General features: G+C 45.4%; 10 protein-coding genes and 1 other annotated feature. Of the genes, 2 read left to right on the top strand and 8 right to left on the bottom strand.

Annotated elements, in window-relative coordinates:
• Positions 1–34: 34 nt before the first annotated feature.
• The 5 genes from B5G11_RS12335 to B5G11_RS12315 all read right to left on the bottom strand — a co-directional run bounded on the left by B5G11_RS12335 (position 35) and on the right by B5G11_RS12315 (position 6,080).
• Positions 35–1,036: a CotS family spore coat protein gene (locus B5G11_RS12335; protein ID WP_087168834.1), complete on the bottom strand. Its 1,002-nt coding sequence runs from the start codon at positions 1,034–1,036 to the stop codon at positions 35–37.
• Positions 1,037–1,214: 178 nt separating this feature from the next.
• The gene (locus B5G11_RS12330; protein WP_087254167.1) at positions 1,215–2,558 is read right to left on the bottom strand and encodes a CCA tRNA nucleotidyltransferase; all 1,344 of its coding nucleotides are present in this window, start codon (positions 2,556–2,558) and stop codon (positions 1,215–1,217) included.
• Position 2,559: 1 nt separating this feature from the next.
• Positions 2,560–4,005: a proline--tRNA ligase gene (gene proS / locus B5G11_RS12325; protein ID WP_087168836.1), complete on the bottom strand. Its 1,446-nt coding sequence runs from the start codon at positions 4,003–4,005 to the stop codon at positions 2,560–2,562.
• A 111-nt stretch (positions 4,006–4,116) separates the two neighbouring features.
• Positions 4,117–4,321, bottom strand: a binding site (T-box leader).
• A gap of 74 nt (positions 4,322–4,395) precedes the next feature.
• Positions 4,396–5,151, bottom strand: coding sequence for an ABC transporter permease (locus B5G11_RS12320; protein WP_087254164.1), 756 nt, complete (start codon positions 5,149–5,151; stop codon positions 4,396–4,398).
• Positions 5,151–6,080, bottom strand: coding sequence for an ABC transporter ATP-binding protein (locus tag B5G11_RS12315; protein ID WP_087254160.1), 930 nt, complete (start codon positions 6,078–6,080; stop codon positions 5,151–5,153). Before B5G11_RS12315 ends, B5G11_RS12320 begins: the two co-directional genes overlap by 1 nt.
• Positions 6,081–6,333: 253 nt before the next feature.
• On the opposite strand from B5G11_RS12315, the gene B5G11_RS12305 reads away from it, so the two are divergent.
• Positions 6,334–7,032, top strand: a complete 699-nt coding sequence (locus tag B5G11_RS12305) for an RNA pseudouridine synthase (RefSeq protein WP_087254153.1) — start codon at positions 6,334–6,336, stop codon at positions 7,030–7,032.
• 136 nt (positions 7,033–7,168) lie between these two features.
• Here B5G11_RS12305 and spoVG read toward each other — a convergent pair whose 3' ends face one another.
• Genes spoVG through B5G11_RS12290 form a run of 3 tightly spaced genes read right to left on the bottom strand, consistent with a single transcriptional unit; the run spans position 7,169 to position 9,876 of the window.
• Positions 7,169–7,450 carry a septation regulator SpoVG gene (gene spoVG / locus B5G11_RS12300; protein ID WP_087168844.1) on the bottom strand — a complete coding sequence of 94 codons (282 nt, stop codon included), beginning with the start codon at positions 7,448–7,450 and terminating at the stop codon, positions 7,169–7,171.
• A 36-nt stretch (positions 7,451–7,486) separates the two neighbouring features.
• Positions 7,487–8,605: a glucose-1-phosphate adenylyltransferase subunit GlgD gene (gene glgD / locus B5G11_RS12295; RefSeq protein WP_087168845.1), complete on the bottom strand. Its 1,119-nt coding sequence runs from the start codon at positions 8,603–8,605 to the stop codon at positions 7,487–7,489.
• Positions 8,602–9,876 carry a glucose-1-phosphate adenylyltransferase gene (locus B5G11_RS12290; protein ID WP_087168846.1) on the bottom strand — a complete coding sequence of 425 codons (1,275 nt, stop codon included), beginning with the start codon at positions 9,874–9,876 and terminating at the stop codon, positions 8,602–8,604. Before B5G11_RS12290 ends, glgD begins: the two co-directional genes overlap by 4 nt.
• 370 nt (positions 9,877–10,246) lie before the next feature.
• Between B5G11_RS12290 and murC the strand changes: the two genes are divergently transcribed.
• Positions 10,247–11,629, top strand: a complete 1,383-nt coding sequence (murC, locus tag B5G11_RS12285; RefSeq protein WP_087254150.1) for a UDP-N-acetylmuramate--L-alanine ligase — start codon at positions 10,247–10,249, stop codon at positions 11,627–11,629.
• Positions 11,630–11,687: the final 58 nt, after the last annotated feature.

Raw genomic sequence — 11,687 nt, 5'->3', positions numbered from 1 at the left:
TTTGTACCTCCTGATTGGTCTTCTATGCTGTCTATTATACACCACTCTTATCTAAATGGAAAGAAAATATCTGTTCTAAAAACGCCTTCTTTACCTCGTTCTGCTCAATGGAAAGCCGCAGTTTTTCGACACTTTTGGAAGAAATCCATGCTTTGTTGGAATTATAGTACGTGTTGGCGCATTTCCAGAATTTCTCCGGATAGGAAAGCCGGAGCGCAATGTATTCTTTTTCTTCTTCTCTGAGGGGATTGACCGCACAGTATGCCCGCAGAATCTCCGCACCGAGTTTTTCATTCCACTGATGCTTTTCCATAACTTTCCGGAGAAAATAATAAAGATCCGACGGCTGAATGTCTCTGCCCACATGTTCAAAGTTCACCACTGTCATGCCGTCCGGAGCAATCAGAATATTGTGGTAATTGTATTCTCCGTGGACAAAACTTCCTTTTTCTCTGCTCTGTTCCATCAGCTGCCGGTAGGCCGAATCCTCAAGACGCTGCTCCACCCTGGCCGCCACGCAGTACATAGCCTCAAAACATTCCAGGAATCTGCTTTCAAACTCCCCTTTGATTGTCTTTTTCCGGATAAAATTCCATACTTTCTTCAGTTCTCTGTTATGTCTGCGGTACTCATCCACAAGATCCGGTTCCCGGAATCCTTCCCTGCACCGGGGAAATTCCATCAGCCTGTGAACTTTGGCCAGCAGCTTTGCCGACTCCAGAATTTCCGAGTGTTTCCGGACGTCGCACTCCCGTCCCTGATACCACGCTTTCAGATAATAAGATACCCCGTCCTCAGAGACTGTCAGAAACTCTCCTTCTTTATTCGGAATCAGCTCATCGCACTTCAGATGTTCCTGATTTTTCATCGCTTTATGGATTTCATTCATAACTAAAATGCGCGGCTTTGATAATGCCGCCTGTTTCAAAAGCATCAGACCCCGATCCGTCTCACACAGGATGGCACCCCTCACTTTTCGGACATTGTCCACTTGTATCGGATATTGTTCCAGTACCTCTAAATCATAATCACCCATAACTGCCCCCTGCCTTCTGATTCAATCGTCTTTCTAGCTTATGAATGCGGGGGATTAAATAGAACCGGTTCAATCATTCTCCATCAGTATGGCAGACAGAAGCTATACAAAGAGACAGCCGTGATAATGCTGGTGTACGCCAGCTATCACGGCTGTCTTTTTGTTTTGTATCTTTGTACTATAAATGATTCATATTGGCCGCCCGGGTAATCAGGTAGTCTTTTTGATTTTTCTCCGGATCTTCCAGCACCTCTTCAAGAAGAGCATTCAAAATCTCTCCCATCTGCGGTCCCGGACTGATTCCGGCATCGATCAGATCTTTCCCTGTCACGGCGAGTTCTTTCAGCGATACACATTCGCCCTCATCCACAATCTCCTGGAAGCACTTTGCAACGCCTTCGATATCTGAAATCTTGTCTTCTCTGTGATACAGGCTCTGTGCCAGAGTATCTGCCATCCGGATTTCCAGATAGTAAGGGAACAGATCTTTTCCGATCTTGTTCACCGCCCTGCGGACCAGTCTCCGGTTCGGCGGCATCCGGTAGTCATGGTAGTAGACAAGTTTTGACACCTTCCGGATCGTATCATTATCAAATTTCAGCCGTCGCATGATCTCTTTTGAAATCCGTTCGCTTCCGATGGCATGTTTCTTGAAATGGGCAGTTCCGTCCGGATCCATCGTCTTGTATTCCGGCTTGCCCATGTCATGGAACAGCATGGAAAGGCGGAGAATCCGGTCTGCGCGGATATGCTTTAATGCCTCCACTGTATGCACGCCTACGTTATACATATGGTGCGGCGTCTCCTGTGTTGTCTCCATCATCCGGTCAAATTCCGGAAGAATCACTTTGGTGATGCCAAGTTCCCACGCCGTCAGCATCTCTTCCGGGTGCGGTGACACGAGAAGCTTTACAAGCTCGCTCTGAATCCGCTCCGCGCTGATTTTGACAAGGGTTCCGGCAAGCGCGCCCGCTGCCTCCTTTGTCTTCTCTTCCATGGAAAATCCAAGCTGTGCTGAAAATCGGACAGCCCGCAGAATCCGGAGTGCATCCTCCGTAAACCGCTCACGGGCATCTCCCACGCACCGGATGATCCCTTTTTGCAGATCCTCCTGTCCTCCGAACAGGTCACAAAGGCCGTCTTCATCGTTGTATGCCATGGCATTGATCGTAAAATCCCGTCTCTTGAGGTCTTCTGCAAGCTTTCCTGTAAACCAGACTTCTTTTGGGTGCCTTCCGTCTTCGTACTCGCCGTCAATCCGGTATGTCGTTACTTCAAATCCTTCTTTTTCTGCCAGAACAGTCACTGTGCCGTGCTCGATTCCGGTATCCACCGTCCGCCGGAAGATCTGCTTGATCTCTTCCGGCTTTGCGGATGTTGTGATATCCCAGTCCTCCGGCTCCCTTCCCAGTATCGAGTCTCTGACACATCCGCCCACTGCGTATGCGTCAAAGCCCTGTTCTTTGAGCTTTCGGATGATCCACTGCACTTTTTCCGGCAGTCTGATCCTGACCTGTTCCATTTTAGTATGCTTTACCCCAGAAAACTTTGTGTTTTGCCGGTTTTCCGCAGTAAATACATCTGTCGGAAATCGGCTCTTCATCTTCGATCAGACATCTGGATCCGGCTCCGCCTGTCTCTGCCTTGATCGCTTCTTCACAGCTTTCATCTCCACACCACATCGCTTTGATGAATCCTCTGTTGTCCTTGAATTTTGCAACCATTTCATCCATGGTCTCTGCCTCATCGATGTGGCCGTCCAGGAATGCTTTTGCTCTTGTATACATATCCTGCTGAATTGTCTCGAGAAGTTCAGCCAGTGCTGCCGGTACCTCGTCGATTGCTACAACAGTCTTCTCTCTTGTGTCACGTCTTACAAGGACTGCCTGACCGTTTTCGATATCTTTCGGTCCAAGTTCCACACGTACCGGAATTCCAAGCATCTCCTGCTCGCTGAATTTCCATCCCGGACTCTTTTCGGACTCGTCGATGTCTGCACGTAATCCTTCTGCGCGGATCGCTGCCAGCAGCTCTTCTGCACGGTCAAGAACACCTTCCTTGTGCTGTGCCACCGGGATCACGCGTACCTGTTTCGGAGCGATTCTTGGCGGAAGCACCAGGCCGCTGTCATCGCCATGTACCATAATGATCGCACCAATAATTCTTGTAGAAAGTCCCCAGGATGTTTCATAAACACTGTGGAGCTCATTGTTCTTATCCAGATATTTGATGTCGTATGCATCCGGGAATCCATTTCCGAAGAAGTGGCTTGTCGCGGACTGAAGTGCCTTTCCATCATGCATCAGCGCTTCTACTGTGTATGTGTCTTCTGCACCTGCAAACTTCTCACTTTCTGTCTTTCTTCCAGCTACATATGGAATCGCAAGAGACTCGCTGATGAAGTCTTTGTAGACCTTCCACATCATAAGTGTTCTCTCTTCTGCTTCCTCGTAAGTTGCGTGGATGGTATGTCCTTCCTGCCACAGGAACTCTCTGGAACGAAGGAACGGACGTGTCGTCTTTTCCCATCTCAGTACGGAATTCCACTGGTTCCATACTTTCGGAAGGTCACGGTAAGACTGCACGATACGGCTCCACAGATCACAGAACAGTGTCTCTGATGTCGGACGGATCGCATATCTTTCCTGTAATCTCTCTGTTCCGCCATGTGTCACCCATGCAGCTTCCGGAGCGAATCCTTCTACGTGATCCGCTTCTTTCTGAAGCAGATTCTCCGGAATCAGCATCGGAAGGTATACGTTCTCTACTCCTGTATCTTTAAATCTCTTGTCCAGATCTGCCTTGATATTTTCCCAGATTGCATATCCATTCGGCAGATAGTTCAGGCATCCTTTCACGCTGGAATAGTCGCAAAGCTCTGCCTCTCTCACCACATCCGTGTACCACTGAGCGAAATCTTCATCTCTGGATGTGATAGACTTTACAAATTTTTTGTTGTCCTTTGCCATGTCGCATTCTCCTCTCAATCAATATTTTTCACAGCTTCCAAGGACTTCTGCCCCCTGTTTTTAGAACGAAGTTTTCTGTTAAATAAAGAAAAACACCGGGCATCCGTCCCAAACAGGGACCGGATGTCCGGCGGTACCACCCTCATTAACCACAAAATCTGCGGCTCACTTCATTGATCATTAACGCTGATAAAACGCTGTACTTTTCATACAGGAACTCCAGGTCCGGTTCAGCCGTGATCCGTCAAAGGCTCGCACCACCCGCCTCTTCTCTGAAACTTCTCTTAGGCTTACTATTCCCCTTCATCGTTCATTTATTCGGCTTTCGCCATGAAATTATTCAAATTTTACCCGAAAAAATCAAGAGTGTCAAGTAAAAGGAGCGACAAATCAGTATTTGTTCATGACTCCATATCGCTTCACTCTTTTTAAAAAGAACTGAAAAACCAAACACCCCAGACAAAACATCGCTACATTCGACAGTAAAACCAGGAAGAAATCCGGAATACTGATTATTCCCGTCTTTAGTACTTTTTGCGAAATATCTATCTCCAATACAAAAGGCAGGATCCGTATGATTTTGAAGATTATATCCGGCATATTCTGGTAAGAAATAACAGTACCGGAAATCAGCAGCAGTCCGTATGAAACAATAGATTCAAACGATGCTGTTTTTGCAAACAATAATGTCAGGCCTGAAAGTCCGATCCCGATACCGGTAAATCCAATAATAGAAATAAGGAAAATCAGAAGCACTGCCGGTGTCACCGTAAATGTTATTTTCAGTGTCAATGATACTATGAGAAATAGAATACCGAATTTCAAAACGGAAATACTGAACATCACGAACGTCCGTAAGGTCAGGATTTGAAGAACAGAAACAGGTTTTAAGAAAATCTGTTCGATTGTTCCGACCTGTTTTTCGAACGATATGCTGGCAGACGCTTCCGCTATGATATATGACGCTATCATCCAATAAAGATACCCTATGTAAAACGCCCCGACATCAATCTGACTTTTTCCAAATCCGACAAAAAAAGCTACAAAAAGAAAATATTTGATAATAATATCCACAATCTGATCAGGATAATATGTTTTAAGTTCAATAAAGCTTTTTTTATATTCAGCTTTTAACAAATGAATCATCAATACTCATCCCCTTCCTTCTCCAGAAAGCGAAGCATGATTTCCTCCAAATCTGCCGTATCTTTTTTCATCTCTATTATCTCATAACCTCTGTCATACAATTCAGATATCACCTGAAAGATACTGTCCTTATTCATATTTTTCAGATACAAATTTACCCGCTTGTCTTCTTTTGTATATTCATATTTTTCAAAATATCGATCGATGTTTTCTGCTATCACAGAAATCGTATAGCGGTTTTCGCTGTACATCTCTTTAAACAAATAGGGATCTCCCTCATAAAAGATTTTTCCATTTTTCAGCACAAGCAGTTTATCCACAAGCAAATCTATGATATCCAGCTGATGGGAGGTAATGATAATGGTTACATTTTTTTGACGCGCAAGCTTCTTCAGGATTCCCAGAACCTTCTTTTTGGTTTGTACATCCAGCCCCAGTGTCGGTTCATCCAAAAACAATACCTGAGGATTCCCCAGTAAAGCAATGATGATAGACAACTTCTGCTGCATACCACGCGAATATTCTCCCACACATTTATCTTTTGCGTCATATAATTCAAACTCTTTTAAATAGAATTCTATCTCATTTTGAACAGATTTTATTTTTAACTTCTTCAGACTGCAAAAATACAAAATGTTTTCGTACCCACTGAGATACCAGTAGAGATTGCGGTTCCCCTCAAGTACAGACGCTACCATACTATAATACTTTTTATTTGGGATATTGCGAATATCCTTGTTGGCATATTCTATTTTTCCTTCATCAATCTCTAATAATTTCATCATTGTTTTGATTAATGTCGTTTTTCCTGCCCCATTTTCACCCAAAACACCTATGATTTCTCCACTTTGTATCTGAAAACTGATTCCATTTAAAACTTCGTAAGAATGAATATCATACCTTTTTTTAACATTTACTGCTTGAAACATTTTTTACACCTTTATTACTGATTATCATATTTTTGCAAATATTTAAGTATTTGCAAATCTCCCTTTTCCAGTTCTTCTGCCGGACAATAATTTCCATATATACTTTTTCCCTGGTTCCGTTTCTATTATACCATTCCCTTTGCCCGGCCGAAACATTGTTTCCCCCATTTTTTTGTGCCGTCCGGCCACATGGATTTTCCTTTGCCAACCATTCCAGGATATGATATGATGTGTGAAATGAAAGGAGCACATTATGAAACCAGAAATCTTATTCGAGGATTCCGAGATCCTCGTCTGTCATAAACCTGCCGGGATGGCTGTCCAGACTGCATCTTTTTCGTCCCAGGACATGGTCAGCCTTCTGAAAAATCATCTCATGCGGGAGGCAAGGAAAAGCGGGACTCCGTTGAAGGGGGCACCGTATCTTGCTGTCATCCATCGGCTTGACCAGCCTGTAGAAGGAATTCTCGTATTTGGGAAGACGAAAAAGGCGGCCGCCGCATTAAACACCCAGCTTACCGGGGATGGTTTCGGGAAATATTATGAGGCTGTCACGGAAGGTGCTCCGACTGAGTCTTCCGGAACTTTGACCGACTGGCTTGTCCGGGATGGACGCACGAATCTTTCTTCCGTCTGTTCACCGGATACGCCCGATGCCAAAAAGGCACTGTTGGACTATCAGGTTCTGGGCGAATTTACAAAGGATAGTCAGCGTTTCTGCCGGCTTTCGGTTCATCTGCACACCGGGCGCCACCACCAGATCCGCGTCCAGCTTGCCCATGCAGGGTGCCCGATTCTCGGAGACCGCAAATACAATCCGGACGGCATTCCTTCCCGCAGACTCCATCTCTGCGCCTGCCGGCTTGATTTTCTGCACCCGTCCACAAAAAAACCGCTTCACTTTGAAATCCGGCCCTTCTTTTCTGCGGAAGATCCGGGCAACCTCTTTTGATCTTTCCTGTGGCGAGGTCTTTTGATTTCCTCCATGGACCGGCAATCAAAAAGCCGGAAAAAGCATCCCTTTTCGGTATCTGCTTTTTCCGGCTTTCTTATCCTTTAAATTGTCCTTTACATAACCCTAAAACATTTTATTCCTGGTCTTCTCCGTCCTCTTCTGTCAAAGCCTGCTCATATTTCTCGAGGATGATGCTCTGGATACGGTTTCTTGTATCAGAATTGATTGGGTGAGCGATATCTCTGTACTCTCCGTCCAAAGCCTTTTTGCTAGGCATCGCGATGAACAGTCCTTTTTCCCCTTCGATAACTTTGATGTCGTGTACGACAAACTCTTCATCCATCGTTATTGACACAACTGCCTTTAATTTCCCCTCTTTTGCTACTTTTCTTACGCGCACATCTGTAATCTGCATATTACCTGCCCCTTTCTTAAGTACTATATATGCTCGCTAAAGCGCATATCTCTCATTCTTTTCGACAACAATTTTGATGCCGTTTTCCCCGACGTGCCTTGTGTTGGCACGGATTGTATCGCGGCTTTCCACGATACAGTTTTCAATGTATGTATTATCTCCAAGATAAACATCATTCATGATAATTGAATTTCTTACAACACAGTTGTTTCCGATGAATGCTTTCTTGAACAGGATCGAATTTTCCACGGTTCCGTTCACAATACATCCACTGGAGACAAGACTGTTCTTTACGTAGGATCCCGGATTGTATTTTGCCGGCGGAAGATCACTGACTTTGGAGTATACCGGCGGATACTCTTTGAAAAAGTAATTCCGCACTTCCGGCCTCAGGAAATCCATATTTGTCTGATAGTATGCTTCTGCTGTGGAAATATTGCTCCAGTAGCTGGAGATCTTATATCCGTAAATCTTTTTAAGATTCTTATAACGGATCAGGATATCGTTGACGAAATCGTAACGGTCCTCCTGTGCTGCATGTTCAATCAGATCGATCAGCTGTCTGCGGCGGATCACATAGATTCCGGTGGAAATGGTATTGGAATTTGCCACCATCGGTTTTTCCTCGAACTCCTGAATTCTCATGGAATCGTCCATCTTGATTGTTCCGAATCTCGTCGCATCTTCGCCCGGTGCGAGATCCTTGCATACTACTGTAATATCTGCTTTTTTCTTAATATGATATTCCAGAACTTCGTTATAATCCAGTTTGTACACAGCATCACCGGATGTAATGATAACGTACGGCTCATGGCATTTTTTCAGGAAGTCGAGATTCTGATAAATCGCGTCTGCGGTTCCCCGGTACCAGCTGCCGTTTTCCAGTGTAATCGTCGGAGTAAAAACAAAAAGTCCTCCCTGTTTTCTACCGAAATCCCACCATTTGGATGAACTCAGGTGCTCATTTAAAGATCTCGCGTTGTACTGTGTCAATACTGCAACTTTCTGAATATGGGAATTGGTCATATTGCTGAGTGCGAAGTCAATGCACCGGTAGCTTCCTGCCACCGGCATGGCTGCCACAGCCCGTTTATATGTCAGTTCACGCATTTTATGATTATTGCCGCCTGCCAGAATGATCCCTACTGCTCTCATACGCGTTCACCTGCCTTTATCAATGTCTCTCCGCTTTCCAGCACTCCGTTCGGATAGTCCTCCGCCTCTGTCACGCCGCTGATGGCAGTATTCTTGCCAATCTGAACATTGGACGGGATCACGGAATTCTCTCCGATCGTCACAAGCCCGAAGGAGTAGATCGCCGGCTTTTCCTTATTCGGCACATCACTTCCGATGCCCAGCGTCACATGATCTCCAATCCGGACATTCTCCGCAATGATCGACTTGTCAATCACGCCGTTTTCACCGATCACGGTGTCTTTCATAATAATAGAATCTCTGACAACCGTTCCTTTTCCGATCACAACCCCGGCACCGATCACGGAATTACGGACTTCTCCGTAAATCTCGGAACCATTGCTGATAATGCTGCGTTCCACAACCGCCTGATCGGAAATATACTGCGGCGGCAGGATCGAACTGTTTGTGTAAATCTTCCAGAATTCTTCGTAAAGGTTGAATTCCGGGATCAGATCTATCAGTTCCATGTTGGCTTCCCAGTAGGATCCAAGTGTTCCTACATCTTTCCAGTAACCATTGTACTCATACGCGAAAAGACGCTTGCCATTTTCATGGCAGTACGGAATCACGTGCTTTCCAAAGTCACAGGACGGCTCGTCTGACATTTTTACAAGTGCATCTTTGAGCACCGGCCAGCTGAAAATATAAATTCCCATGGACGCCAGATTGCTCCTCGGCTCCTTTGGTTTTTCCTGGAAATCATTGATGCGTCCTTCCTCATCCGCAACTACAATTCCAAACCGGCTTGCCTCCTCAAGCGGCACCGGCATGGCAGCGATGGTGACATCCGCATTGTGCTCTTTATGATAATCCAGCATTACTTCATAATCCATTTTGTAAATATGATCACCGGATAAAATAAGCACATAGTCCGGATTAAACGACTCCATATAATCCAGGTTCTGATAGATCGCATTTGCCGTTCCAGTATACCACTCGCTGTTCGTGCTTTTCTCATATGGCGGCAGAATCGTGACACCGCCCACATTGCGGTCCAGATCCCATGGGATTCCGATTCCAATATGAGAATTCAGACGAAGCGGCTGATACTGTGTCAGGACTCCGACTGTATCGATCCCCGAATTAATGCAGTTACTGAGCGGAAAATCGATAATCCTGTACTTGCCGCCGAACGCTACTGCAGGCTTCGCCACTTTGGCAGTCAAAACACCAAGCCTGCTTCCCTGTCCACCGGCCAGCAGCATTGCTATCATCTCTTTTTTTATCATGTCCTCACCCCTTGTCAGTAATTTAATGTCATTATTATAACACACTTTTTATAAATATCGAGTAAATTTTATATATTTTTGCCGTTTTTCTTCTATTTTTTATGCATTTTACATAATCTTAACCGCTTTTTATAGACACCGTGTTGTTTTTAAGGCAATTTTGTGTATTTTTTTCTCTCCTGCTCTATATATTACTATGCGGACAGGCTTTCTTTCAGAACTGCTTTTTCACATTTTTCAGGGTAAAATGTTCTGGCCTTGAAGCGTTGTATCTTTCATTTTGTTATGCTACAATGAACGGGAACAGCAGACCGGCAGGGATTTTCTCCCCGCCGGTATGTAAAATAAGCCAGAAACGGAAGTGTAAAATATGTACAAAATTAACTTTAACGAACCTGTTCATATTCATTTTATCGGCATCGGCGGTATCAGCATGAGCGGGCTTGCCGAAATCTTACTGGACGAACATTTTACCGTCAGCGGTTCTGATAATAAGGAGTCTTCTCTCACAGATCATCTGGTTTCGATGGGCGCGAAAGTTTTCATCGGTCAGAAGGCTTCCAATATAGAAGATACTGTACAGGTCGTCGTGTACACGGCGGCCATCCACGAAGATAACGAGGAATATCAGGAGGCGGTAAGACGCGGCCTTCCGATGCTCAGCCGGGCCGAGCTGCTTGGCCAGCTGATGACCAACTACAAAATTCCGGTCGCAGTAGCCGGAACCCACGGGAAGACGACGACGACTTCCATGCTTTCCCATATTCTTCTCGCCGGAGAGAAAGATCCTACGATCTCCGTAGGTGGTATTTTAAAGGCCATCCACGGCAATATCCGTGTCGGCGGCTCCGAGGTCTTTGTCACAGAAGCCTGTGAATATACAAACAGCTACCATCACTTCTTCCCGAAGATCAGTATCATCCTGAATATCGAGGAAGACCATATGGACTTCTTTAAAGATATTGACGACATCCGCAATTCTTTCCATACCTTTGCGAAGCTTCTTCCTGATGACGGCACTCTGATTATCAATGGAGAGATCAGCCCTCTGGAAGAGATCCTGGAGGGACTTGACTGTAATGTCATCATCTACGATGTGCACAGGGAAAATGCGGATTTCAGCGCAAAAGAGATTACCCACAATGAGAAAGGCAATGTTTCTTTCCTTCTCCTTGTAAAAGGACAGGAGGCCGGTCGGATTCATCTTTCCGTAAACGGACTTCACAACGTATCCAATGCCCTCGCGGCCATTGCTGCTGCATCTCTTCTGGATGTCCCGATGGAGAAGATTCAGGAGGGACTTCTCTCTTTTGAAGGGACAGACCGTCGTTTCCAGTATAAAGGAGATGTTAACGGTTTCCACATTGTGGACGATTACGCGCACCATCCGACCGAGATCCGGGCTACTCTGGAGGCGGCAAAGTCTTACCCGCACAAGGAGACATGGTGCGTCTTCCAGCCTCACACCTACAGCCGGACAAAAGCCTTTTTCCATGAGTTCGCGGATGCACTTTCCCTTGCGGATCATATCATTCTTGCAGATATCTACGCGGCCCGCGAGACCGATACACTCGGCATGTCTTCCGGGCTTCTGGCGGACGAATTAAAGGCAAAAGGGTGCGATGTGCACTATTTTCCGGGCTTTGATGAGATCGAAACATTCATTTTGGAAAATTGTAAAAAAGACGACCTGTTGATAACTATGGGGGCCGGAGATGTTGTAAATATTGGGGAGAGTCTTCTCAAACGGTAGTTTTCCACAGAATCCACACTGTTTTATCCACAAAGTGTGGGAAAAATAATGCTTTTTC

The organism is Drancourtella sp. An57 (assembly GCF_002161525.1).
GTDB lineage: Bacteria > Bacillota > Clostridia > Lachnospirales > Lachnospiraceae > Sellimonas > Sellimonas catena.
The sequence above is the reverse complement of the archived record's forward strand: the minus strand, read 5'-3'. Positions and strand labels throughout refer to the sequence as shown.

Excerpts from the sequence above, each read along its gene's own strand:
- B5G11_RS12305 (WP_087254153.1), top strand. The coding sequence starts at position 6,334 with ATGAAACCAGAAATCTTATTCGAGGATTCCGAGATCCTCGTCTGTCAT.
- glgD (WP_087168845.1), bottom strand. The coding sequence starts at position 8,605 with ATGAGAGCAGTAGGGATCATTCTGGCAGGCGGCAATAATCATAAAATG.
- B5G11_RS12330 (WP_087254167.1), bottom strand. The coding sequence starts at position 2,558 with ATGGAACAGGTCAGGATCAGACTGCCGGAAAAAGTGCAGTGGATCATC.
- B5G11_RS12315 (WP_087254160.1), bottom strand. The coding sequence starts at position 6,080 with ATGTTTCAAGCAGTAAATGTTAAAAAAAGGTATGATATTCATTCTTAC.
- B5G11_RS12320 (WP_087254164.1), bottom strand. The coding sequence starts at position 5,151 with ATGATTCATTTGTTAAAAGCTGAATATAAAAAAAGCTTTATTGAACTT.
- murC (WP_087254150.1), top strand. The coding sequence starts at position 10,247 with ATGTACAAAATTAACTTTAACGAACCTGTTCATATTCATTTTATCGGC.
- B5G11_RS12335 (WP_087168834.1), bottom strand. The coding sequence starts at position 1,036 with ATGGGTGATTATGATTTAGAGGTACTGGAACAATATCCGATACAAGTG.
- B5G11_RS12290 (WP_087168846.1), bottom strand. The coding sequence starts at position 9,876 with ATGATAAAAAAAGAGATGATAGCAATGCTGCTGGCCGGTGGACAGGGA.
- proS (WP_087168836.1), bottom strand. The coding sequence starts at position 4,005 with ATGGCAAAGGACAACAAAAAATTTGTAAAGTCTATCACATCCAGAGAT.
- spoVG (WP_087168844.1), bottom strand. The coding sequence starts at position 7,450 with ATGCAGATTACAGATGTGCGCGTAAGAAAAGTAGCAAAAGAGGGGAAA.